Origin of the sequence: Streptomyces sp. NPDC058864 (assembly GCF_042742985.1) — a bacterium.
GTDB lineage: Bacteria > Actinomycetota > Actinomycetes > Streptomycetales > Streptomycetaceae > Actinacidiphila.
The window spans coordinates 109,827-134,016 of the sequence record NZ_JBHYMQ010000010.1 but is presented as its reverse complement, the minus strand read 5'-3'; the positions used below and the strand labels follow the sequence as shown (position 1 = coordinate 134,016).

At 72.1% G+C, this 24,190-nt stretch carries 20 protein-coding genes and 1 riboswitch; of the genes, 3 read left to right on the top strand and 17 right to left on the bottom strand.

Annotated elements, in window-relative coordinates:
• Nucleotides 1-3: 3 nt before the first annotated feature.
• The 14 genes from gatC to ACFW3D_RS10940 form a co-directional block, all read right to left on the bottom strand.
• Nucleotides 4-300, bottom strand: coding sequence for an Asp-tRNA(Asn)/Glu-tRNA(Gln) amidotransferase subunit GatC (gatC, locus tag ACFW3D_RS11005; RefSeq protein WP_500358990.1), 297 nt, complete (start codon nt 298-300; stop codon nt 4-6).
• Nucleotides 301-511: 211 nt separating this feature from the next.
• Nucleotides 512-2,620 carry a putative bifunctional diguanylate cyclase/phosphodiesterase gene (locus ACFW3D_RS11000; RefSeq protein WP_500503714.1) on the bottom strand — a complete coding sequence of 703 codons (2,109 nt, stop codon included), beginning with the start codon at nt 2,618-2,620 and terminating at the stop codon, nt 512-514.
• A gap of 215 nt (nt 2,621-2,835) precedes the next feature.
• Complete coding sequence (ligA, locus tag ACFW3D_RS10995) at nt 2,836-5,064, bottom strand: NAD-dependent DNA ligase LigA (protein WP_500503713.1); 2,229 nt, start codon at nt 5,062-5,064, stop codon at nt 2,836-2,838.
• Between the two features lie 8 nt (nt 5,065-5,072).
• The gene (locus tag ACFW3D_RS10990; RefSeq protein WP_500503711.1) at nt 5,073-6,095 is read right to left on the bottom strand and encodes a methionine synthase; all 1,023 of its coding nucleotides are present in this window, start codon (nt 6,093-6,095) and stop codon (nt 5,073-5,075) included.
• Nucleotides 6,096-6,121: 26 nt separating this feature from the next.
• Entirely contained in the window at nt 6,122-6,811 is a 690-nt protein-coding gene (locus ACFW3D_RS10985) for an SDR family oxidoreductase (protein ID WP_500503709.1), read from the bottom strand.
• A gap of 27 nt (nt 6,812-6,838) precedes the next feature.
• Nucleotides 6,839-7,378 (bottom strand): LOG family protein, encoded by a 540-nt coding sequence (locus ACFW3D_RS10980; RefSeq protein WP_500503707.1) that lies wholly within the window; start codon nt 7,376-7,378, stop codon nt 6,839-6,841.
• A 76-nt stretch (nt 7,379-7,454) separates the two neighbouring features.
• Nucleotides 7,455-8,624 carry a tRNA 2-thiouridine(34) synthase MnmA gene (gene mnmA / locus ACFW3D_RS10975; protein WP_500503705.1) on the bottom strand — a complete coding sequence of 390 codons (1,170 nt, stop codon included), beginning with the start codon at nt 8,622-8,624 and terminating at the stop codon, nt 7,455-7,457.
• A gap of 437 nt (nt 8,625-9,061) precedes the next feature.
• Nucleotides 9,062-10,231 (bottom strand): cysteine desulfurase family protein, encoded by a 1,170-nt coding sequence (locus ACFW3D_RS10970; RefSeq protein WP_500503703.1) that lies wholly within the window; start codon nt 10,229-10,231, stop codon nt 9,062-9,064.
• A 70-nt stretch (nt 10,232-10,301) separates the two neighbouring features.
• Nucleotides 10,302-10,967 (bottom strand): trimeric intracellular cation channel family protein, encoded by a 666-nt coding sequence (locus ACFW3D_RS10965; protein WP_500503701.1) that lies wholly within the window; start codon nt 10,965-10,967, stop codon nt 10,302-10,304.
• A gap of 27 nt (nt 10,968-10,994) precedes the next feature.
• Nucleotides 10,995-12,056, bottom strand: coding sequence for an ABC transporter ATP-binding protein (locus ACFW3D_RS10960; RefSeq protein WP_500503699.1), 1,062 nt, complete (start codon nt 12,054-12,056; stop codon nt 10,995-10,997).
• A gap of 11 nt (nt 12,057-12,067) precedes the next feature.
• On the bottom strand, nt 12,068-13,180 hold the full coding sequence (locus ACFW3D_RS10955) for an ABC transporter ATP-binding protein (protein WP_500503696.1): 1,113 nt from the start codon (nt 13,178-13,180) through the stop codon (nt 12,068-12,070).
• Complete coding sequence (locus ACFW3D_RS10950; RefSeq protein ID WP_500503694.1) at nt 13,177-14,175, bottom strand: ABC transporter permease; 999 nt, start codon at nt 14,173-14,175, stop codon at nt 13,177-13,179. Before ACFW3D_RS10950 ends, ACFW3D_RS10955 begins: the two co-directional genes overlap by 4 nt.
• A 105-nt stretch (nt 14,176-14,280) precedes the next feature.
• Nucleotides 14,281-16,056, bottom strand: coding sequence for an ABC transporter substrate-binding protein (locus tag ACFW3D_RS10945; RefSeq protein ID WP_500503693.1), 1,776 nt, complete (start codon nt 16,054-16,056; stop codon nt 14,281-14,283).
• A 104-nt stretch (nt 16,057-16,160) separates the two neighbouring features.
• Nucleotides 16,161-17,153, bottom strand: a complete 993-nt coding sequence (locus ACFW3D_RS10940) for an ABC transporter permease (RefSeq protein WP_499514131.1) — start codon at nt 17,151-17,153, stop codon at nt 16,161-16,163.
• 323 nt (nt 17,154-17,476) lie between these two features.
• Here ACFW3D_RS10940 and ACFW3D_RS10935 point away from each other — a divergent pair, with 323 nt between their 5' ends.
• Nucleotides 17,477-18,988 (top strand): DUF885 family protein, encoded by a 1,512-nt coding sequence (locus tag ACFW3D_RS10935; RefSeq protein WP_500503690.1) that lies wholly within the window; start codon nt 17,477-17,479, stop codon nt 18,986-18,988.
• A gap of 272 nt (nt 18,989-19,260) precedes the next feature.
• On the opposite strand, the gene ACFW3D_RS10930 is transcribed toward ACFW3D_RS10935, so the two are convergent.
• Both ACFW3D_RS10930 and ACFW3D_RS10925 read right to left on the bottom strand, forming a co-directional pair.
• A complete protein-coding gene (locus ACFW3D_RS10930; RefSeq protein ID WP_500503688.1) occupies nt 19,261-20,046 on the bottom strand; it encodes an enhanced serine sensitivity protein SseB C-terminal domain-containing protein in 786 nt (261 codons plus the stop codon).
• A gap of 77 nt (nt 20,047-20,123) precedes the next feature.
• Nucleotides 20,124-20,906, bottom strand: a complete 783-nt coding sequence (locus tag ACFW3D_RS10925; RefSeq protein ID WP_500503686.1) for an enhanced serine sensitivity protein SseB — start codon at nt 20,904-20,906, stop codon at nt 20,124-20,126.
• Nucleotides 20,907-21,102: 196 nt separating this feature from the next.
• Between ACFW3D_RS10925 and ACFW3D_RS10920 the strand changes: the two genes are divergently transcribed.
• Nucleotides 21,103-21,849, top strand: a complete 747-nt coding sequence (locus ACFW3D_RS10920; RefSeq protein ID WP_500503685.1) for a hypothetical protein — start codon at nt 21,103-21,105, stop codon at nt 21,847-21,849.
• A 34-nt stretch (nt 21,850-21,883) separates the two neighbouring features.
• On the opposite strand, the gene ACFW3D_RS10915 is transcribed toward ACFW3D_RS10920, so the two are convergent.
• Nucleotides 21,884-22,561, bottom strand: coding sequence for an AAA family ATPase (locus tag ACFW3D_RS10915; RefSeq protein WP_500503683.1), 678 nt, complete (start codon nt 22,559-22,561; stop codon nt 21,884-21,886).
• Between the two features lie 173 nt (nt 22,562-22,734).
• Nucleotides 22,735-22,835: riboswitch (glycine riboswitch) on the top strand.
• Nucleotides 22,836-23,013: 178 nt separating this feature from the next.
• On the opposite strand from ACFW3D_RS10915, the gene gcvT reads away from it, so the two are divergent.
• Nucleotides 23,014-24,126, top strand: coding sequence for a glycine cleavage system aminomethyltransferase GcvT (gene gcvT / locus ACFW3D_RS10910; RefSeq protein ID WP_500503681.1), 1,113 nt, complete (start codon nt 23,014-23,016; stop codon nt 24,124-24,126).
• Nucleotides 24,127-24,190: the final 64 nt, after the last annotated feature.

Below are 24,190 nucleotides of genomic sequence, written 5' to 3'. Positions count from 1 at the left end.
TGATCAGTCCTCCCCCAGGATCTGCGGCACCTTGAAGCGCTGCTGCTCCTCGGCGGGCGCGCCGGACAGCGCCTCGGCCGGGGTCAGGCTGGGCCGGACCTCGTCAGGGCGCATGACGTTCGTCAGCGGCAGCGGATGGGAGGTCGGCGGTACGTCCTCGCCGGCCACCTCGGAGACGCGGGCGACCGCGCCGATGATGGCGTCGAGCTGTCCGGCGAAGTGGTCGAGCTCTTCGTCCTTCAGCTCCAGACGCGACAGCCGGCCGAGGTGGGCGACCTCCTCGCGCGTGATGCCTGGCATGCAGCGATCCTCTGGGGGTGAGTTTGGTCTTTTCGCGCCCAATCCTATGGGCGCGGGTGCCCCGGGGGCGAAACGGTTAGCGCTTCGCCCCGCCGGGGCGGGCCGGGGCGCACCGGCCCGGACTCGCGATGCCGCTGGGGCGGGTGGGGTCCGCGGGCGCCCGCAGCGCCCCGCGGCGGGTGCGGGCCCGCAGGTCGGGGGCCCGCAAACGTCACTGCGCGTCGGGAACGGCGGCCCGCTCCTTCGCGGCCTCCAGCTCCGCCGGGCGGCGCCATCCGGCCTGGCCGCGCAGCCGCAGCCAGGCCGTGGTCTCCTCCGGGGGCATCGCGGCGGCGACGAGCCAGCCCTGGATCGCGTCGCAGCCCAGGTCCCGCAGGCGCTCCCACGTCTCGTCGTCCTCGACGCCCTCCGCCACGACGAGGAGGCCGAGGGAGTGGGCGAGGTCGACCGTGCAGCGCACGATCTCCGCGTCCTCGGCGTCGACGGACAGCCGGGCGACGAACGAGCGGTCGATCTTCAGCTCGCTCACGGGCAGCCGCCGCAGGTGCACCAGCGAGGAGTACCCGGTGCCGAAGTCGTCCAGCGACATCTTCACCCCGTGCCCGGTCAGCCCGGCCATGGTGTCGGCGGCGCGCTGCGGGTCCTCCAGCAGCACGTGCTCGGTGATCTCCAGCTGGAGCGCCCCCGGCGGGACCCCGTGCCGGGCCAGGCGTGCGGCGACGGCCCCGGCGAAGCCGGGCGAGTGGACGTCCCGCGGCGAGACGTTGACGGCGACGGGGACGTCGAGACCCATCGCCCGCCACCGGGCGACCTGCCCGAGGGCGGTCTCCAGGACGTACTCGGTGAGCTGCGGCATGAGCCCGGAGGTCTCGGCGATCGCGATGAACTCCTCGGGGCTGACCCGGCCGCGCTCGGGGTGCACCCAGCGGACCAGCGCCTCCAGCCCGGCGACCTGCCCGTCGAAGCGGACCTTCGGCTGGTAGTGCAGCTCGACCTCGCCGCGGTCCAGCGCCCGGCGCAGGTCGCCGAGCAGGCCCAGGCGGTCGGGAGTGTTGCCGTCGCGGGAGGACTCGTAGACCTCGACGCCGCTGCGGTCACGTTTCGCCTGGTACATCGCGACGTCGGCGCGGCGCAGCAGGCCCTCGGCGTCACCGGCGTGATCGGGGTAGACGGCGACCCCGGCGCTGGCCTCGAGGACCAGGGTCAGGCCGTCGAGACTCAACGGTGAACCGAGCGCGGCGACCAGGGCCCTGGCGATGCGCTGGGCGCGGGTCGGCGCGTCGCAGGTGGGGAGCAGGACGGCGAACTCGTCGCCACCGAGCCGGGCGACCTCGGCGCCGCGCGGCAGGGCGAGCCGCAGGCGGTCGGCGATCTGCAGCAGCAGCCGGTCACCGGCCATGTGACCGAGGGTGTCGTTGACGGAGCGGAACTTGTCGAGGTCGATCAGGACCAGGGCGACGCGCTCGCCGCTGCGGGCGGCGTCGTCGAGCGCGGTCCAGGTGCGCTCCAGCAGCCACTGACGGTTGGGCAGTCCCGTGAGGGGGTCGCGCAGTTGCTCCTCGGCGCGCGCGTGGGCGATCCAGAGCGTGGAGTCGAGCGCGATCAGGGGCACGGCGAACAGCGGCAGCAGCAGCGGCAGATCGGCCGCGACGATGATGATCAGCGGGGAGATGCCGAGCAGTGCGACGCCGACGAAGCCCTGGCGTATCAGTGCCGTGCGGGCCACGGTGGGCAGCGCCCCGGCGCGCGGCACGATCGCGTACCACAGGAGCGTACGGGTCGCAGCGAGGTAGCCGAGCGCGGCGGCGAGCACCGCGGGGACGGCGGCCATCCCCCAAGTGGCGGGTTGCCAGGGTTGTTCGACGGACGGGTGGGTGCCGAAGGCGGACAGCGCGAGCGAGGCGGCGCCGATGCCCAGGATGTCCACGGCGCCGTGCAGCAGCGCCTCCCGCCAGCGGTGCCGGCGGGCCGCACCGACCAGGACGACGACGGCCAGGCTGACCAGCACCGCGGGCACCCAGCCGTAGAGCAGCAGCATGGCGAGGGTCAGGGCGGCGCCGGAGCCGGTGCCGCCCCACCAGCGGTCCCGGCCCATGGCGACGAGGTGGCCGACGATGATGCCGGTGAGCACGGCGAACGCCCAGCCGACGTCGCCGCCGGGGAAGAAGGCGTTGCCGTCCACGAGTATCCGGACGACGCCCACGATCAGGGCCGCCGCGGCAGCGCCCACGACCGAGTACCTGAGTGCCGCCGCGGGCAGCACCGGCGCGGCCGGCCCGAGCAGCCGCTGCGCCGGTCCGGCGCTGTCCGTCGGTTCCATGCCCGTACCCTCTCGCAGCCGCGTGCGCCGTTCCACCACACGCCCTCGCCCGCGGCATTGACCGCCGGGCTGCTGGAGGGCCCAAGCCCGGAGGGCGCGCCTCTCAACAGTAGGGCGATAAAGGCTGTCACGGGCACCGATCGGCTGCTGTTGCCCGAATGGATCCCACTCTCCCGGATCGTTCCACTATGGGCCGAAAGGGTGATGATGGGGTGTCAGCCCTCCGGGTTCACGGCGGCCTCGCGGGCCGCGTCGGCACCCTGTCCGAGCAGCACGGCGAAGCCGTCCTCGTCCAGGATCGGCACCTTCAGCAGCACGGCCTTGTCGTACTTGGAGCCCGGGCTGTCGCCGACGACCACGAAGTCGGTCTTCTTGGAGACCGATCCGGTGACCTTCGCCCCGCGACTGACAAGCGCCTCCTTGGCGCCGTCCCGGGTGTGGGTGGCGAGGGTGCCGGTGACGACGACGGTGAGGCCCTCCAGCGGGCGCGGCCCCTCGTCGGAGCCCTCCTCGGTGAAGCGGACCCCGGCCGCCTTCCACTTGCGCAGGATCTCGCGGTGCCACTCCTCCTCGTACCACTGCTTGAGGGAGGCGGCGATGATCCCGCCGACGCCGTCGACTCCCGCCAGGCGCTCCTCGTCGGCCGCGAAGACCGCGTCCAGGTCGCGGAACTCGCGGGCCAGGGCCTCGGCGGCGACCGGTCCGACGTGACGGATCGACAGGCCCGCGATGATCCGGGCCAGCGGCCGCTCCTTGGCCTGCTGGATGTTCTCCAGCATGGACACCGCGTTCTTCTTCAGCTCGCCCTGCTGGTTGGCGAAGACCGAGACGACCTTCTCCTGGCCGGTCTCCGGGTCGCGCTTGGGCAGGCCGCTGTTCTGGTCGAGGACGTGGGCGCGGATGGGCAGCAGGTCCTCGGCGGTGAGGTCGAACAGGTCGCCCTCGTCGCGCAGCGGCGGGTCGGCGGGCTCCAGGGGCCGGGTGAGCGCGGCCGCGGCGACGTAGCCGAAGTTCTCGATGTCCAGGCACTTGCGGCCCGCCAGGTAGAACAGCCGTTCCCGGATCTGCGCCGGGCAGCCCTGCGCGTTGGGGCAGCGCAGGTCGATGTCGCCCTCCTTCATGGGGCGCAGCGGGGTGCCGCACTCGGGGCACTGCGCGGGCATCACGAACTCGCGCTCGTTGCCGTCCCGCAGGTCGACGACCGGGCCGAGGATCTCCGGGATGACGTCACCGGCCTTGCGCAGCACGACGGTGTCGCCGATGAGCACGCCCTTGGCCTTGACCACGTCCTGGTTGTGCAGGGTGGCGAACTCGACCTCCGAGCCGGCCACCGTGACCGGCTCGACCACCGCGTACGGCGTCACGCGGCCCGTGCGGCCCACGCCGACCCGGATGTCGACCAGCTTGGTGTTGACCTCCTCCGGCGCGTACTTCCACGCGATGGCCCAGCGCGGCGCACGGGCGGTGGAGCCGAGCCGGCCCTGCAGCGGGATCTCGTCCACCTTGACGACGATCCCGTCGATCTCGTGCTCGACGTCGTGGCGGTGCTCGCCGTAGTAGGCGATGGCCTCCTTGACCTCGGCGAGCGTGCCGACCACACGGGCGTACCTGGTGGTGGGCAGGCCCCACTCGTGGAGCAACTCGTAGGCGTGGGACTGGCAGTCGATGGCGAAGCCCTCGCGGGCGCCGATGCCGTGCACCACCATGTGCAGCGGGCGGCTCGCGGTGACCCGCGGGTCCTTCTGCCGCAGGGAACCGGCGGCGGCGTTGCGCGGGTTGGCGAAGGGCTTGTCGCCGGCCTCGACCAGGCGGGCGTTGAGCTCCTCGAACTTCTCCATGGGGAAGAAGACCTCGCCGCGGATCTCGACCAGAGCTGGGACGCGCTCCCCCGCCAGCCGGTCCGGGATCTCGGCGATCGTGCGGACGTTGGGCGTGATGTCCTCACCGGTGCGGCCGTCGCCGCGGGTGGCGCCGCGCACCAGGCGGCCGTTCTCGTACGTGAGGTTGACGGCGAGGCCGTCGACCTTCAGCTCGCACAGGAAGTGGTAGGTGCCGCCCTCGCCCGCCGGCGGGCCCAGTTCCGCGGCGAGGCGGTCGGCCCAGGCGTTCAGCTCCTCCTCGGTGAAGGCGTTGTCGAGGGAGAGCATGCGCTCGCGGTGCTCGACCGAGGTGAACTCCGTGGCGTACGCGCCGGAGACCTTCTGGGTCGGTGAGTCCGGCGTGCGCAGCGAGGGGTGCTCGTCCTCCAGCGCCTCCAGCCGCCGCAGCAGCTTGTCGAAGTCGGCGTCGCTGACGACCGGCTGGTCCTTGACGTAGTAGCGGAAGCGGTGCTCCTCGACCTGCTCGGCCAGGGAGGCGTGCAACTCGCGCGCTTCGGCCGGCACGGCCTCGTTCCTGGCGCCCTCGGGGATCACGGAGTCCTCCACGTCCACGTCCTTCCTCATCCCGTTCCTCACTCAGGGTTGTCGACGAGCGAGCGTGCCGCCTTCGCGCAGTGCACGAGTGCGGCACGGGCATAGGCCGGCGAGGCCCCCGCCAGACCGCAGGACGGGGTCACCGCCACGGAGGTGCCCAGATCCCCCGGGGACAGCCCCAGCCTGCGCCACAGCGCCCGGACACCACTGACGCTACCCGCAGCGTCCGACAATCGGGCGTCGGTCCCCGGGACGACACCGGTCAGGAGCGCGGTTCCCGCCTCGGCCGCCTCACCGAAGGCGTCCCAGTCACCCTCCGTGAGCAGCGAGAAATCGAACGACACCCCTGCCACCCCGGCCCTGCGCAGCAGCGCGAAGGGCACCTCCGGCGCGCAGGAGTGCGCGATCACCGGTACGTCACCGACCGCCGCCATGACGTCCCGCAGCGCGCCCTCGACGACGCCCCGGTCCGCCGCGCGGTGCGTGCGGTAGCCGCTGGCCGTCCTGACCCGGCCCTGGAGCACGGCGGTGAGCGACGGCTCGTCCAGCTGCAGCACGGGCTGCGCGCCGGGCACGCGCCGGCGCACCTCCTCCAGGTGCAGTCGCAGTCCCTCGCCGAGCGAGGCCGCCAGGTCACGGCAGGCGCCGGGGTCGGAGAGCGCCGCCTCGCCGTTCTTCAGCTCGACGGAGGCCGCGAGCGTCCACGGCCCGACCGCCTGGAGCTTGAGGGGCCCCTGGTGGCCCTGGGTGAACTCCTCCAGGGCGTCCAGGTCCTCCCCCAGCCACGCCCTGGCCCGGCGGGTGTCCCGTCCCGGGCGGTCGCCGAACCGCCATCCGCTGGGCTCCACGCGCGCGTACAGCTCGACCAGCATCCCGAGCGTGCGGCCGATCATGTCGGCGCCCGGGCCGCGCGCGGGCAGCTCCGGCAGGAACGGCAGCGCCTCCAGCGCCCCGGTCGCCGTCCGTGCCGCCTCGCGCGCGTCACCTCCCGGCATCGAGCCCACACCGGTGGCCGCCCCTGCGGGCAGCCGGAACTTCGCTTCGGTACCTTCCGTGCTCACCGGTGCAGCCTACGACGACGGGACGGTCAGGCTCCCGGCCGGATCGTCAGGTCGTTGATCTCGGCGTCCCGCGGCAGGTCCAGCGCCGTCAGGATCGCCGTCGCGACCGACTCGGGGGCGATCCAGCGCGAGGGGTCGTACGCCTTGCCCTCCTGCTGGTGCACCTTGGCCTGCATCGGCGTGGCGGTGCGGCCCGGGTAGACGGAGGTGACCCGCACCCCGTTCGCGTGCTCCTCCTCGCGCAGGGAGTCCGCGAGCGCCTTCAGGCCGTGCTTGCTGGCCGCGTAGGCGCCCCACTCGGCGTGCGCGTTGAGCCCGGCGCCGGAGTTGACGAAGAGCACGTGGCCGCGGGAGAGCCGCAGTTGGGGCAGGACGAGGCGGGTCAGCTCGGCGGGGGCGACGAGGTTGGCGGCGAGCGTCCGGTTCCAGGTCTTCGGGGTGAGCTCGCCCACCTGCCCCAGGTCCACGACGCCCGCGATGTGCAGCAGGGAGTCCAGCCGGTCCGGCGGCGACTGGTGGCCCAGCGCCCAGGACAGCCGCTCCGGCTCCGCGAGGTCACCGACGAGGGTGTGCGCGCCGGGGAAGCGTCCGGCCAGCTCCTTGGCGCGTCCGGCGTCGCGGGCCAGCAGCCACAGTTCGTCGCCGCGGTCGAGGAGACGCTGCGCCACGACGGCGCCGATGCCGGAGCCCGCGCCGGTGATCAGGTGAATCGACATGGGCCCCATGCTGTCATCCCCGCCGGCTCACACGATGCCGGCGTTCTCCTCCAGGTAGGCGAGCGCCGAGACGCCGTCCTCGGCGAAGAACACCAGGTCGGTGAGGGGCAGCGGCAGGAAGCCCTCCTCGTCCATGCGCTGGAACTGCTCCTTGAGCCCGTCGTAGAAGCCCGCCGTGTTCAGCAGGACGACCGGCTTGGTGTGCAGCCCGTGCTTCTTCAGCTCCAGGATCTCGGTCGCCTCGTCCAGCGTTCCGGTGCCGCCCACCATGACCACCACGGCGTCCGCGCGGGCCAGCAGCTCCGCCTTGCGCTCGGCGAGGTCGGCCGCGATCACCATCTCGTCGGCGCCCCTGCGGGCCTTGGCCGCCAGGAACTCCACCGAGACCCCGACCAGGCGCCCGCCGTGTTCCTGCACCCCGTCCGCCATCACCTTCATCAGGCCGACGTCCGAGCCGCCCCACACCAGGGTGTGGCCACCCTTGCCAATCAACTCGGCGAACTCGCGGGCGGGTTCGGTGTACCGGGGCTCGAGGTCGGCGGCGGAGAGGAAGACGCAGATGTTCATGCGGGCCAGTCTCGCGCATTCCACCGGGAGCCGGGCAGGGGGGCGCCCGGCCCGTTCCGTGACCCGCGTGACACGGTCAGGCGCCGGCCGCGGCGGCGGCGCGCCGGCTGCGCTCCGTCGTGGCGATCGTCGCCGAGCCGACGACACGGGTGCCGTCGTAGAGCACGACCGCCTGGCCCGGCGCGACGCCGCGGACGGCTCCGCCGGTGAAGCGGACGCGCAGTTCGCCGTCGGCCAGCTCGGCGGTGACGGGCACGTCGTCGCCGTGGGCGCGCAGCTGGGCGGTGTACGTACGCGGCCCGGCGCCGTCGGGCGCGGTGCCGCACCAGCGCGGGCGGATCGCGGTCAGGGCCGTGACGTCCAGCGCCTCGGCCGGGCCGACGGTCACCGTGTTGTTCACCGGCGAGATGTCGAGCACGTAGCGCGGCTTGCCGTCGGCGGCGGGCACGCCCAGGCGCAGCCCCTTGCGCTGGCCCACGGTGTAGCCGTAGGCGCCGGAGTGGGTGCCCAGGCGCCGGCCGTCCTCGTCGAGGATGTCGCCCTCTGCGGTGCCGAGGCGCCGCGCGAGAAAGCCCTGGGTGTCGCCGTCCGCGATGAAGCAGATGTCGTGGCTGTCCGGCTTCTTGGCGACGGACAGGCCGCGCCGGGCCGCCTCCGCGCGGATCTCGTCCTTGGTGGTGAGGGTGTCGCCGAGCGGGAACATGGCGTGCGCCAGCTGCCGCTCGTCGAGGACGCCGAGCACGTACGACTGGTCCTTGGCCGCGTCGGAGGCGCGGTGCAGCTCGCGGGAGCCGTCGGGGTTGACCACGACGGTGGCGTAGTGACCGGTGCACACCGCGTCGAAGCCGAGGGCGATCGCCTTGTCGAGCAGCGCGGCGAACTTGATCTTCTCGTTGCAGCGCAGACAGGGGTTGGGCGTGCGGCCCGCGGCGTACTCGGCGACGAAGTCGTCGACGACGTCGGCGCGGAAGCGGTCGGCGAGGTCCCAGATGTAGAAGGGGATGCCGATCACGTCGGCGGCGCGGCGGGCGTCGTGGCTGTCCTCGACCGTGCAGCAGCCGCGGGCTCCGGTGCGGAAGGACTGCGGGTTCGCGGAGAGGGCGAGGTGCACGCCCGTCACGTCGTGCCCCGCTTCGGCGGCGCGGGCGGCCGCCACGGCCGAGTCGACGCCACCGCTCATCGCGGCGAGCACGCGGAGGCGACGGCCGTCGCCAGGGCCTGTGGGTGCACCGGGGAAGTCAGTCATAGCGCCTCCTAGGGTACGGCGCCCCGGCGACGCTTCGCCGGGCGGTGCGGGTGCGGGCCCCTGGCGGGGTGCGGGCCCTGGCGGGGTGCGCGCGCGTGCGGACGGGTGCAGGTGCGTGGGCGTGGGCGGGTGCGTGGGCGAGTGCAGGTCCGTTGCGCCTGCGGCGGGCCGTCTCCCACCCGCCCACCCGTTACCGCCTGCGCTGCGTGAACGCGGGCGCGCGCGTGCGGACGGGTGCAAGCGCGTGGGCGGGTGCGGCGGGCTGTCTCCCGCCCACCCGTTGCCGCCTGCGCTGTGTGAACGGAGGGGCGGCACACCGCCGCGAGCCGCCGACGCGCCGGCACCACCCACGGGGGCCACCCGCACCCGCCGACGATGCCGCACGGGTGGGCGGGCGGGAAAAGCCCGGCGCGCGCCGCCGCGGCGGCGCGCGGGGGCTACATCAGGCCCGCGCTGCGCGCGCGGGCCACCGCCGGGCCGATCGCCTCGCCGAGGACCGCGATGTCCTCCGCCGTCGACGTGTGCCCGAGGGAGAACCGCAGGGAGCCCCGGGCGAGGTCGGGGTCGGCGCCCATGGCGAGGAGGACGTGGCTGGGCTGGGGGACGCCGGCGGTGCACGCGGACCCGGTGGAGCACTCGATGCCCTGGGCGTCGAGCAGCATCAGCAGGGAGTCCCCCTCGCACCCGGGGAAGGAGAAGTGGGCGCTGGCGGGAAGACGGCCCCCGGGGGCGGGGTCGCCGTTGAGGATGGCCTCGGGGACGGCCTCGCGGACCCGGGCGACCAGGTCGTCACGCAGGGCGCCGATCTCCCGCGCGAAGTCCTCGTGCCGCCGCGCGGCCAGTGTTCCGGCGACGGCGAATGCGGCGACCGCGGGGACGTCGAGCGTGCCGGAGCGTACGCCGCGCTCCTGGCCGCCGCCATGGAGGATGGGGACTGGGCCGATCTCGCGCCGGAGCACCAGCGCGCCGACGCCGTACGGGCCGCCGACCTTGTGCCCGGTGACGGTCATCGCGTCGAGCCCGGACGCCGCGAAGTCGACCTCGACCTGGCCGAGGGCCTGCACGGCGTCGGAGTGCAGCGGCACCTCGAACTCCCGGGCCACGGCGCTCAGTTCCGCGACCGGGAAGACCGTGCCGACCTCGTTGTTGGCCCACATCACCGTGGCGAGCGCCACATCGCCCGGGTCGCGGGCGATGGCCTCGCGCAGGGCCTCGGGGTGGACGCGCCCGTAGGCGTCGACCGGGAGCCATTCGACCCGGGCGCCCTCGTGCGTGGCGAGCCAGTCGACGGCGTCGAGGACGGCGTGGTGCTCGACGGGGCTGGCGAGGACCCGGGTGCGCCGGGGGTCGGCGTCGTGGCGGGCCCAGTACAGCCCCTTGACCGCGAGGTTGTCGGCCTCGGTGCCGCCCGCGGTGAAGACGATCTCGCTGGGGCGGGCGCCGAGCGCGGCGGCCAGGGACTCGCGGGACTCCTCCACCGTGCGCCTGGCCCGGCGGCCGGCCGCGTGCAGGGAGGAGGCGTTGCCCGTGACGGCGAGGTGCGCGGTCATCGCCTCGACCGCCTCCGGCAGCATCGGGGTCGTGGCGGCGTGGTCGAGGTAGGCCATGATGAGCGTGATTCTACGGCGGCCACGGCGCCTTCCCGGACCGAGGGCCACCCTCCCGGGGGGTGCCCCGCTACAGGTGGAGTTCCTCCGCGGCGGTGGTGCGGCGGTGCCACGCGCGGGGCGCGCGCCAGTGGTAGCGCATGGCCAGCAGCCTGAGGGCGAAGGCGCTGACGACGGCGAGGACCCCGGTGGCCGGGGTCAGGGCCTCGAACTTGATGAGCACCACCACGACGGTGGCTCCCACGATGGCCGGCACGGCGTACAGGTCGCGGTCCCAGCGCAGCAGGGAGGGGACCTCGTTGCCGAGCAGGTCGCGCAGCACGCCCCCGCCGACGGCGGTGGCGAGGCCGAGGGTGGCCGAGGCGGTGAGGTTGAGGCCGTAGTCGTAGGCCTTGGTGGTGCCGGCGACGCAGAAGAGGCCGAGGCCGGCGGCGTCGAAGACGCTGATCGTGGTGTTGATCCGCTCGACCTGGGGGTGCAGGAAGAACACCACCGTGGTGGCGATCAGCGGGGTGAGGAAGTACCCGAGGTCGGTGAAGGCGGCCGGCGGCACCGCTCCGATGATCAGGTCCCTGATCAGCCCTCCGCCCAGCGCGGTGACCTCGGCGAGCACCGCCATGCCGAAGACGTCGTAGTTCTTGCGTACGGCGAGCAGCGCGCCGGAGATCGCGAAGACGAAGATCCCGACGAGGTCGAGCACGTGCTGGACGGAGTGGCTGAACAGTTCGGTTTGCACCGGTCCCATTGTGCCGGGGGGCCGGGGTTACGCCTTTTCTTCGGTCTTCCCGGCCGCACCGCCGGCGGAGCCGGAGTCACCGGTGTTCTCCGGGTGGTGGCAGGCGACCTCGTGCCCGGTGGCCAGGGTGACCAGCGGGGGCTCCGTGGTCTTGCAGACCTCGGTCGCCTTCCAGCAGCGGGTGTGGAAGCGGCAGCCGGACGGCGGGGAGATCGGCGACGGGACGTCGCCGGTCAGCAGGATCCGCTCGCGCTTGGCGCGCCGCTTGGGGTCCGGCACCGGCACCGCGGAGAGCAGCGCGTTGGTGTACGGGTGCATCGGCTTGGTGTACAGGTCCTCGCGGTCGGCGACCTCGACGATCTTGCCGAGGTACATGACCGCGATGCGGTCCGACACGTGCCGGATGACCGACAGGTCGTGCGCGATGATCACGTAGGTCAGGCCGAGCTCGCTCTGCAGGTCGTCCAGGAGGTTGACCACCTGGGCCTGGATGGAGACGTCGAGCGCCGACACGGGCTCGTCCGCGACCACGAGCTTGGGCTTGAGCGCCAGCGCGCGGGCGATGCCGATGCGCTGCCGCTGGCCGCCGGAGAACTCGTGCGGGTAGCGGTTGTAGTGCTCGGGGTTGAGGCCGACCAGCTCCAGGAGGTTCTGGACCTCCTTCTTCACCCCGTTCTCCGTCTGCACCTTCTGCAGCCGGAACGGCGCGCCGACGATGGTGCCGACGGTGTGCCGCGGGTTGAGGGAGGAGTACGGGTCCTGGAAGATCATCTGCACGTCGCGGCGGAGCGGGCGCATGCCCGCGGTGCCCAGGTGCGTGATGTCGCGGCCCTCGAACTCGATCTTCCCGCCGGTCGGTTCGAGCAGCCGGGTGATCAGCCGGCCCATGGTGGACTTGCCGCACCCGGACTCGCCGACCACACCGAGGGTCTCCCCGGGGTTGACGTGGAAGTCGATGCCGTCGACGGCCTTGACCGCGCCGACCTGGCGGCGCAGCAGGCCCTTGGTGATCGGGAAGTGCTTGACCAGGCCGCTCACCTTGAGCAGCGCATCCGACCCGTCGGCGGTCGACTGCTGGGGGATCGTCATCTCCTGGCCTTTCACAGCTTCGGCGCAATCTCTTCGGTCCAGATGCGCTCCCGGTCCGCCACGCTCAGGTGGCAGGCGGCGTGGTGCCGGCTGCCGACCTCGCGCAGTTCCGGAACGACGGTGGTGCTGGCGCCGCCGGTGAGCTCCGCGTACGGGCAGCGCGGGTGGAAGGCGCAGCCGGACGGCACGTTGATCAGGCTCGGCGGCGAGCCCTTGACCGGGTTGAGCCGCTCGGTGCGCTCGCGGTCCAGGCGGGGCATCGAGCCCAGCAGGCCCCAGGTGTAGGGGTGCTGCGGCTCGTAGAAGACCTTCTCGGCCGGTCCGCGCTCCACGCAGCGTCCGCCGTACATCACCAGGATGTCGTCCGCGAGCTCGGCGACCACGCCGAGGTCGTGGGTGATGATGATGACCGCGGAGCCGAACTCCTTCTGCAGGTCCCGGATCAGGTCCAGGATCTGCGCCTGCACGGTCACGTCGAGCGCGGTGGTCGGCTCGTCCGCGATGAGCAGGTCGGGGTTGTTGGACAGCGCCATGGCGATCATCGCGCGCTGCCGCATGCCGCCGGAGAACTGGTGCGGGTAGTCGTCGACGCGCTTGTCGGGCTGCGGGATGCCGACGCGGTCGAGCATCTCGATCGCGCGCTTGCGGGCCACCGCCTTGGACACGTCGTGGTGCACCCGGTACGCCTCGACGATCTGCGCGCCGACGGTGAAGTAGGGGTGCATCGCCGACAGCGGGTCCTGGAAGATCATCGCGACGTCCTTGCCGCGCAGCCGCCGGACCTCGTCCGGGTCGGCTGCGATCAGCTCCTTGCCGTCGAGCCAGATCTCGCCGGACATCCGGGCCTTGCTGCGGCCGTACTGGCCGGCCCGGTGCAGACCCATGATGGCCAGCGAGGTGACGGACTTGCCGGAGCCGGACTCGCCGACGATGCCGAGGGTCTTGCCCTTCTCCAGCTGGAAGGAGAGGCCGTCGACCGACTTCACCAGGCCGTCGTCGGTCGGGAAGTGCACCTTGAGGTCACGGACCTCGAGGAACGACGTGGGCTGCGCCTTCCCGGCCACCGGCTCGTTCGGGGCGGAATCCGCCCCGGTACCGGACTTCTGGATGGGGAGGTCGGTCATGACAGCCTCACGCGCGGGTCGACGACGGCGTACAGCAGGTCTACGAGGAGGTTCGCCACCACCACGGCGACGGCCGCGATCAGCGTGACGCCGAGGATCAGGGGGAAGTCCTTGTCCGAGATCGCCTTCACCGCCGCCTGGCCGATGCCCGGCAGGCTGAACGTCGTCTCGGTGAGGATCGCGCCGCCGACGAGGGCGCCGAGGTCCATGCCGAGGATCGTCAGCACCGGGGTCATGGTCGAGCGCATGGCGTGCTTGCCGATGACGACCGGCTCGCGCAGGCCCTTGGCGCGCGCGGTGCGGATGTAGTCCTCGCCCATGATCTCGAGCATGGTGGCCCGGGTCATCCGGGCGTACATGGCCGCGTAGAGGAAGGCGAGGGTCACCCAGGGCAGCAGCATGCCGCCGAACCAGCCCGAGGGCGAATCACCGAACGGTACGTATTGGCCGTCGATCCATCCGAGCCCGTAGACGACCACCGCGAGGGCGATCATGCCGGTGAAGTAGATGGGGAGCGAGACGCCGGCGAGCGCGACCGTCATCAGGGAGCGGTCGAGCGCGGAGCCGCGCTTGAGGGCGGAGACGACACCGGTGCCGACACCGACGATGACCCAGATGACGCAGGCGCCGGCGGCCAGCTGCAGGGTCACCGGCAGACGGTCGGTCAGGACCGGCCAGATCGCCTGCTCGTTGCGGAAGGAGTAGCCGAAGCAGGGGGCGGGGCAATGGGTGACGTCCGCGCCGTTGGCGTAGTCACGCCCGGCGAACAGCCCCCACAGGAACTTGCCGAACTGCACGAGGACGGGGTCGTCGAGCCCCATCTTCTTCCGAATGCCCTCAAGGGAGGCCGGGTCCGCCTGCTTCCCGATGAAGTAGGTGGCGGGGTCGACACCGACCCATTTGGGGATCAGGAAGAAGATCCCGAAGGTCACCAATGTGATGACCAGCAGCATGACGACGACAGCGAACAGTCGCCGGATGATGTATGCAAGCACTGTGCTCGGCCCGGCGGCGGCCCGGGGGTTCCCCGGGCCGCCGCACGCGGCCATCACCTGCCCTTCGTGCCTAGCGGGTGTGGCACTCGATCGATTCGAGGGTTGTTACTGCACGCCCAGCGAGGCGTAGTCGTAGCGGCCGTTGTACGCGTCGGCCGTGTAGACGTTGGTCAGGCGCGAGCTGCGCCAGATGATGTTCTTCTCGAAGGTGAAGGGCAGGTAGTACGCGCCCTCGGAGACCTTCTGGTTGATCTGCTTGTACACCTCGGCCGCCGCGTTCGGGTCGGTCTGCGTCAGCGCCTGGTCGAACAGGCCGTCGATCGTCTTGTCCTTGATCTCGGCGAAGTTGTTGTTGCCGCTCTCGAGGATGAACCGGCTGTCGACCAGCGGCTGGAGGAAGCCCTGGCCCGACGGGAAGTCGGCGCCCCAGCCCATGATGATGATGCCGTAGCCCTTGGACTTGACCGTCTTCGGGGCACCGATGATGCCGGAGGTCTGCGCACCGTCGAACTCGTCGAGCTCGGTGGTGATGCCGACCTTCTTCAGCGACTCCTGCAGCGACTCGGCCGTGGCGATCTCGATCGGCTTGTTGTTGCGGACCGCGATCGTGGTCTTGAAGCCGTTGGGCTGGCCGCAGGCCGCGAGCTCCTTCTTGGCCTCGGCGACGTTGCCCGTGGTGTCCTTCAGGACGTTGTACGGGTCGTAGGCGCCGTCGGCGCCCTTGATGCCCAGCGGGAGCATGTTCGGGGCGATGGCGCCACCGGCCTGCGGGCCGCCGCGGGCGGTCTGCAGCGACTTGTGGTCGGCGGCGAGGATGACCGCCTTGCGGCAGTGGATGTTGTCCATCGGCTTGACCGTGGTCGGGAAGACCGCGTAGCGGATGAAGCCGGTGTCCGGGTTGTCGGCGTTGCCCTTGTTCTTGCCGAGCACCTCGGCGCGCGCGGCCTGGCCGACGCCGGTGGCGTTGAGGTCCAGGTCGTAGTCGCCGTTGATCAGACGCTTGTCCATGTCGTCGGCGTTGGTGGTCAGGGTGACCGTGATCTTGTCCGGCAGCGCCTTGCGGAGGTCGTCGGTGGACGCGCTCCAGTTGGTGTTGCGGACCAGCACCATCGACTTGTTCGGCGTGTACGACTGGAACTTGTACGGGCCGCTGGAGAACGGCTTGAGGCCGTACTTGGCGCCGGTGTCCTTCGCCGCGGGGACCGGGGAGCCGGACGGCATCGCGAGCATCTGCTCGAAGTCGCTGTTCGGCGTCGCCAGGTGGAAGGTGATGGTCTTGTCGTCCGGCGTCTCGACGGCCTTCAGGCCGAGCTTGTCGGGCGAGGTGTCCTTGTACGGGCCCTTGTACTCACCCTTGGGGTCGAGCACCTGCTGCAGGTAGATCGGGCCGCCGGAGATGACGTCCTGCGCCCAGATGCGCTCGATGCCGTACTTGATGTCCTTGGAGGTCAGCGGGGAGCCGTCCTCCCACTTCAGACCGTCCTTCAGGGTGTACGTGTAGGTCTTGCCGCCGTCGCTGACCTTCGCCAGACCGGTGGCGAGGTCCGGCTTCAGCGTGGTGCTGGCCAGACCCGGCTCCGGGGTGAAGGAGACCAGCTGACGGGTGTAGTACCGGGCGAAGTCCCACATGAAGCCGTAGTAGCCACGCTGCGGGTCCCAGGAGTCGGCGTCCTGCGTGCCGATGAACTTGAGCGTGCCGCCCTTCTTGTCGGACGCGTTCGCCACCTTGTTGACGGCGGCGTTGAATCCGGGGGCCTTGGCGTTGCCGTCGGACTTGCCGCCACCGCCGCCTCCGCCGCAAGCGGCGGTGGACAGCAGCGCGGCGACCACGACGACCGTCCCTGCGGCCAGCCTGCGCCTCGATGAGCGTGGGGATGTCACTTTTTCGTAACCTCCGTGATTCGCGGTCCGCGACTTTCCGCGGACCTGCGGTCCTTCTCGGTGAGAAGCCACCTGACGGGAATGGCAGGGGCGGTGTGCGAGGGCTAGCGGGAGCCCTTCGGGTCCAGCGCATCCCGTACGCCGTCACCGAAGAGGTTGAAGGCAAGCACGGTGATGAAGATCGCCAGGCCCGGGATCAGCATGAAGATCGGGTCCGTCTCGTAGAAGGACAGCGCCTTGAAGAGCATCTGTCCCCACGACGAGGTGGGCGGCTTCACGCCGACCCCGAGGAAGCTCAGGGCGGCCTCGGTGAGGATGTTCGTCGGGATCATCAGCGTCGCGTAGACGGTGATCGGGGCGACGAGGTTGGGCAGCAGTTCCCGGAAGAGGATGTAACCGCGGCCGGCACCGAGACTGCGGGCCGCGTCGACGTACTCGCGCTCCCTCAGGCTCAGGGTCTGGCCGCGCACGATGCGCCCGACGTAAGGCCAGCCGAAGAACCCGATCACGACCACCAGGACGCCCATGCGCACGCCGGTGCCGCTGAAGCCCAGCAGCGAGTTCGGCATGACCGAGACCAGGGACATGATGAAGAGCAGCTGGGGGAAGGCCAGGAGGACGTCCATCACGCGGCCGATGGCGGCGTCGACCCAGCCGCCGAAGTAGCCGGCCATGATGCCGAAGAAGGTGCCGAGGACCACGGCGACGACCGCCGACAGGAAGGCCACCAGCAGGGAGATCCGCGTGCCGTAGACGATGCGGCTGAAGACGTCGCGGCCGTTGACCGGTTCCACGCCGAAGAGGTAATCGCCGCTGATGCCGCCCCACTTGCCGGTGGGGGTGCCGAAGAGCGGGTCGATCTTGTTCTCGTGGAAGTCGTTCGGCGGGTGACCGAGGGCGCTGACGATGAGGGGGGCGAAGATGGCGACCAGGATGAGGAAGACGACGATCACGCCGCCTGCCAGCGCCACCTTGTCGCGCTTGAGGCGCATCCATGCGATGCGCCCGGGCGAACGCCCCTCGATCGCCTTCGCGGGTATGTCGGCGGCGACGTCGGCGACGGCCGTCTCGGCGGTGTCGTGCAGCGGTGCTGTCATGTCTCCTCGTGCATCCCCCTGCCGGCGGTGGCCGGCTTCGCCTGGCCGTCCGCCCGGGTCGACGGAGCGGACCGACCATGTCGGGCGCAGCTCTTGATGGTGGTGCGGTGGCGCTGGGCTGTGTGTTTGGCTTGTGATGAATCGTTAAGGCGACGCATGAGGCGTCTTGGAGCGCGAGTCTTCATGGGGCGTGGATCACGCGCCAGACCCCGCAGGGAAGCGATGCGCAACCGTGATGTGGTGAGCCTTCGTCCGTTATTACCGCAGTGTTACGCGCGTTGACAGATCGCCGCGATGCAACGGGAGTCGCTACCGTCGATGCCATGAATGATCGGCTTCGCTCGGTGTGCGACCTGATGGTCCCCGTGGTCAGGGAGATGGCGGGACTCCACGAGTACGACGGCCAGGTGCAGGATCTGTCGCCCGACGGCGTCCGCCGCGGACTGTCCTCCCTCGCCCACGCCCGGTTGCGCGAGCCCGCCCTCGCCGACCCCCACGACGAGCGGCACCTGTCGGTCTTCGAGGACACCCTCAAGGTCCAGTACGGCGAGCTGGAACTGCACCGTCGCGACCCTTATCCGCATTTGTCCAACCTCGAACTCACCGCCTACGACCGCGAGTACGCACCCCGCGAGGAGCTGGCCGAGGCCCGCAGACGCCATCTCCAGCAGTGGCCGGACGCCGTCGACGCGGCCATCGCGTCGCTCGACCGGGTGAGCGCGCCGGTCGCCGGGGCACTCCTCGGGGCGGTCCGCGGCCTCGCCGCCGACCTCGACCCGGACGCCGAGCCGGAGGCGGGTCCGGCGCTCGCCGCGCACTCCCGGCTGGTCGACCACATCGCCCGCGCCGCCGAGACCGGTGACCCCGACCCTCGGCTCGGCGGGGAGGCGCTCACATTGCTGATGGGCAGTCAGGAAGGTTTGCGCGTCGACCTCGCGGCCCTCGCCGACGAGGCCGAGCGCGAACGGGACCGGCTCACCGAGCTCCTCACGGAGTCCTGCGGACGGCTGGACCCGAAGGCCGGCGTGGACGAACTCATCCCGCGACTGCTGGCCGACCACCCGGACGCGGACGGGGTGATCCCCGAGGCCGCCAGGCTCACCGACGAGGTCATCGACTTCACCCGGCAGCGGGGGCTGGTGCCCTGGCTCGACGGCGACTGCCTCGTCGGGCCGGCGCCGCCGTCGCGCCGCTGGTCCATGGCCATGATGACCTGGGCCGCGCCGGAGGAGGCCGACTCCGCCTCCTGGTACCACGTCACCCCGCCGGAGCCGGACTGGCCGGAGGAGGAACGCGAGGAGTGGCTCTCGGTCTTCAGCCGCACGAGCCTGCCGGCGATCACCGTCCACGAGGTGGCGCCGGGTCATTTCGCCCACGGACGGGCATTGCGGCACGCACCCACGCAGGTGCGGCGTGTCCTGCACTCGCTGTCCTTCTGCGAGGGCTGGGCGCACTACGTCGAGGAGGTCTGCCTCGAGGAGGGCTTCCGCGCCCGCGACCCCCGCTTCGCGATCGGCGTGGCCCTGGAGGCGCTCGTACGCGTCACCCGGCTCGCGTGCGCGATCGGGCTGCACACGGGGGCGATGACGCTGGAGGAGGCCACCCAGCGGTTCATGCGGGACGCCCACCTCGCGCGGGCCGGCGCGGCTTCCGAAGCGCGGCGCGGCACCTTCGACGCGGCCTACGGGCGGTACACCTGGGGCAAGTTGGAGATCATGCGGCTGCGGGAGCGCGCCCGGCGCGCCTGGGGGCCGGAGTTCTCGCTGCAGCGGTTCCACGGCGCGCTGCTGGAGTTGGGGAGCCCGCCGCTGGGGCTCATCAACGCGGTCCTCTGACGGGCGGCCCCCTGCGGGGCCCCTGGCGGGGGTGCGGGTACGTCGGCGGGTGCGGGTCCGTTGCGCCTGCGGCGGGCCGTCTCCCGCCCACCCGCCCGTGACCGCCTGCGATGGGACGGTACGCCGCCGACGCGCCGGCACCGCCGACAAGGGCCACCCGGACACGCCCGCGATGCCGCACGGGTGGGCGGGCGGGAAAGGCCCGCCGCAGGCGCAACGGCGCGCACGCCGCCCACAACGCAGGCACGTGACCGCGGCGAACCGCCGGAGGCTCAGTAGGGCTGCGGGGCCCAGCCGTACGTCGCCCCGGGAGCGCCCGGCGCACCCGGTGCGCCGTGGGCGTCGCGGGAGTAGAAGGGCTGCGCCGAGGCCCGCATCCACATGCCGACCGGGTCGTACTCGTCCGTGAGCGCGACCGTGGCGACCGGCAGCCCCTGCGGCACCGCCCCGAGGGCGGACTGCATCATCAGGCGCACCGTCTCCGCGGCCTGCGGCCCGGCGTCGTAGAGGTCGACGCCGATCGCCAGGTACGGCTCGCCGAGCACGGGCTGGACCCAGGCGCGCCGCAGCGAGCGGACGGCCGGATTGCGATGGGCCTGCTGGGTCAACAGGGCGTAGTACTGGGGGATCTGGAGCGCGGGCTCGCCGATCCGCAGCGGTCCGGCCGGGGAGCGGTCGAGCCCGAGGCACACGCGCCGCAGGTCGAGCCAGGGGATGCCGACGCCGCCGCCCGGGGCGTGCGGGTTGAGCCACAGTCCCCAGCGGTCGGGGAAGAGCGAGGCCGCGATCTCGCGACCGGACACCACCTCGTGGGCCCGGTTCCAGCCGCAGGCGGTGAACTCCTGCGGCGAGGTCACGCAGGGCGCGTAGCCGTGGCCCGCGACCTCCATGTTGCCGTACTGCGCGTCCGCCCCGCCGGGGGTGCCCTGCCAGAGCAGCATCCACACCTGACTGTCGGCGAGGGTCCTCAGCACTTCCTCGTAGGCGTCGTACCTACCGGGCGTCACCTGCCGGAGCGCATGCTCCAGCCCCCCGCCCCCTCCCACGCCGGCGCTCACGTGTCCCGCCCTTCCGCGTCTGCCTCGTCCGCGTCGTCTGCTTCGCCGAATGCCTCTGGTGCCGTGCCGGACCCAGGTTATGCGCCCGTGCCGACATAGAAGGGTCGCACGCGCTCCAGCATCCAGTCGCCGATGGGGTCCTGCGCGACGTCCAGCAGCACCAGATTGACCTGCCAGGGCAGTGGTACGGCGCCGAGCGCGCGCCCGATGGCGGCCATGGCGGCGGCCCGGTCCTCCTCCTGCCAGCGGTCGAGCTCCACGCCGACGAAGAGCGTGGCCGGGTCGCCCTCGACGCTGGCCAGCGCGCGGCGGGCGGAGAGCACGACCGGGGTCACGGCGAACTCGCCCGCGGCGACGGCCAGGAAGTCCACCGGCTCCTCTTCCGGCGAGGGTTCCCACAGCCGGACCCGGGCGCCGCTCGGGGTGCCGGGCTCGCGGTCGGTGCGGCACAGCTCCATCACCGCGGCGGGCGGCAGCGGGATGCCCACCGCGCCTCCGGGGTTCACGGCGATCCCCAGCTGCGGGGGCAGCCCGCGGGCGAACTCACGGGCGGGGGCGACGGCGAAGCTCATGCCGGATCCGGCGGCGAGGAACTGCTGTTCGGAGCTGAAGACCGGGACGTAGACGCCGCCTTCGAGTTCGAGGGTCGGCAGGTCGAGGTCGGTGCTGTCGGGGCCGCCGCCGTTCGGCAGCGGGATCCACAACTGCGAGCGCCCGAGCACCTCCAGGACGCGGGCCGTGGCACCCGGATCGCCGAGTGCCGCGGAGAGCACTTCCTCCAGCTCGTTGGCGGGCCAGCCGCCGGCACCGTGGCCCGACGGGGCGAAGCCGTCCGGTATCCGCTGCCCCGGGATGTTCACTGCGTCTCGCCTCGCAATTTCCTGTGGTCGTGCGCTCCGTGGAAACCCTATCCGGCGGCGGGCGCGGGCGACCCCCGCATCACAAGCCCGCCACACGAGCCCGTCACGCGATGCGATCGTCCGGTTGCGAAGCGTCACCGCCGCTCCGAAGGTAGGACGAGCAAGGAGAAAACCCTCAACCGGGAGATATCTCGACATGCGCATCACCAGGATCAACTCCACCCTCATAGCGGCGGCCGTGTGCGCCTCGCTGACGATGGGCCTCACCGGCGGTGTCGCGAGTGCCCAGGCCCCCACCCGGAGCACGGCCGTCGAGGTCGAGCACCTCGCCGCTCGCGCGGCGGACACGGGTAACGCCGAACTCATCGCCAAGCTCGGTGACACGCTGTCCATCGGGGCCAAGCTCACCCAGGAAGCCCAGGTCGAAAGCCCCGACTCGGCGAAGCTGGAGGACCTCCGCAAGGGTCTGGAGGAGTCGAGCCGGCAGCTGGCCTCGGTCCTCGACCAGGCTGGTGCGGTATCTCCCGGCATCACCGACCCGTCGGCCTACGATCCGGGCGCGCCACAACCGGGCCTGGAGCCGGGCGATCCCGGCCAGCCGGGTGACCCGGCCCTCATCGACCAGGTCGGCGGACCGGGTGGTGACCAGAGCGCCGCGGACGCCGTCACCGACGTCAAGAACGCGCTCACCAAGCTGGTCCAGGACGTCACGGACCTGCTGGCCAAGGTGGTCGCCAAGGACCTCGCGGGCGTGACGGCCGGTGTCGCCACCGTCGTCGCCGACCTGCAGGCCCTGCTGCTGGCGGTGCCGAAGCTGCTCACCGGCGCGCTGCCGCTGCCGCTTCCGCTCCCGCTGCCGCTCCCCCTGAACGACCAGGGCGAGCAGCTCCCGCCCGAGGCGCAGCTCGCGCCGGAGGCCCAGGTGGATCCGCAGCTCCAGTAGCGGTACCGCCCCTCACGCGACGCGGCCCGGCCGCTCAGCCGTCGAAGTCGATGGCCTCGAGCTCCCGGGCCGCTTCGCGGTCCAGCAGCACCACCGAGGCGCACGCCCCGGGCAGCCGGCCCGCTTCCGCCTCGGTCAGCAGGCGGCGGGAGGCGGCGCGGTGCCGGGCCATGGCGTACGCCGAGACCCCGCGGCCGCGTTCGCGCTGACCGTCCAGCGCGGTCCGCACGGGAACGTCCAGCAGCACCAGGTGCATGCCCCGCCCCCGGCGCCGCGCCTCGCGGGCGACCCAGGCGCGCACCCAGCGCAGGGTGCCGCAGTCGTGCAGGACGACGCTGTCGCCCGAACGCAGCGCCCGCCACAGACCGGCGTAGTGCGCGATCCGCACCAGGGGACGGTAGAGGGCGTACGGCAGCAGCCGCGGAACCCGGGCCTGCCAGCGTTCCCGCACGTCCTGGGAGTCGATCAGGCGGGCCCCGCCCGACGCGCGCCGCATGAGGGTGCTCTTGCCGCCGCCGGGCAGTCCGGAGACGACCAGGAAGTCACCCGGCGGGTAGCGCAGGGTGCGCACGGGCCGGCGTCCCCGCCGCAGGTCGAGCAGCCGTCGCGGCCGCACGGCGCGGCCCGCGCGGCGCGCCTCCCCGGCCCGCGCCGGTACCGGCCGGGACACGGCCGGACCCCCGGCCGTCGCATACGCACTCTGCCACCGCACAGTTCGCCCTCCGGGTCCGACGTTCAAGAAATGGTAAATCCTGTGTCTTTGCCTACCCAGAGAAGCGGCGTCGTTACTACCGGATCGGGACCGGACCCGGACATCCGGGACGCGATCGCGACAACGACGGGCGCCCGTGCAATGATGGCGCCCTCAATCTCATATCGGCCGTTCGAGGCCGCGCGGGAGAGCTTCCGCACCGCTGCGGCGGGCGGGACGCCGAAGGAGCAAGTCCTCCCTTGAATCTCTCAGGCACAGATACCGCGCGTTCGAGGCACATCTGAAAAGCGGGCGAGCCCTCCCGGCGACGGGGGTGCCGCCCCACCCAAGGTGCAAGCCAGGCTCCTCCGACCGGAGGGTCCAGGTGAACCTCTCAGGTTCCGATGACAGATGGGGAGGGCCTGCCCCGTCATCGCCCTACCTGTCTCTTCCTCGCCTTGGGAGCCCGACCGATGAGTGAACCCCGCCGTACCGCACTGGACGCGCTGCACCGCGCCCTCGGCGCCACCATGACCGACTTCGCGGGCTGGGACATGCCGCTGCGGTACGCCAGCGAGCGCGACGAGCACACCGCCGTGCGGACCCGGGCCGGTCTCTTCGACCTGTCCCACATGGGCGAGATCACGGTCACCGGTCCGGCCGCGGGCGAGGCGCTGGACCACGCGCTGGTCGGCCACATCTCGGCGCTGGCCGTGGGCCGTGCCCGCTACACGATGATCTGCGCGCCCGACGGCGGCATCCTCGACGACCTGATCGTCTACCGCCTCGGCGACGAGGAGTACATGGTCGTCGCCAACGCCTCCAACGCCCAGGTCGTCCTCGACGCGGTGGCCGAGCGCGCCGCCGGCTTCGACGCGGCGGTCCGCGACGACCGGGACGCCTACGCGCTGATCGCCGTCCAGGGCCCGAACTCCCCCGCCATCCTGAAGTCGGTCACCGACGCCGACCTGGACGGGCTGAAGTACTACGCGGGCCTGCCGGGCACCGTGGCCGGGGTCCCCGCGCTGATCGCCCGCACGGGCTACACCGGCGAGGACGGCTTCGAGCTCTTCGTCGCCCCGGCCGACGCGGAGAAGCTGTGGCTGGCGCTGACCGAGGCGGGCGCGGACGCCGGCCTGGTGCCGTGCGGCCTGTCCTGCCGCGACACGCTGCGCCTGGAGGCGGGCATGCCGCTGTACGGGCATGAGCTGACCACCGCGCTCACCCCCTTCGACGCCGGGCTCGGCCGGGTCGTGAAGTTCGACAAGCCGGGTGACTTCGTGGGCCGCGAGGCGCTGACCGCGGCCGCCGCCAAGGCCGAGGCCACGCCGCCGCGCAAGCTGGTCGGCCTGGTCGCCGAGGGCCGCCGCGTCCCCCGGGCGGGCTACCCCGTGGTGGCGGGCGGCGAGGTGGTCGGCGAGGTCACCTCCGGCGCGCCGTCCCCGACCCTGGGCAAGCCGATCGCCATGGCGTACGTGGACGCCGAGCACGCCGTTCCGGGCGCCTCCGGTGTGGGCGTGGACATCCGCGGTACGCATGAGCCGTACGAGGTGGTGGCCCTGCCGTTCTACAAGCGGCAGCGCTGAGTTCCCGCTCACATCCGGCACAGCCGTCCCACCTGTCAAGACAGCCGTCACCAGCACATACCGT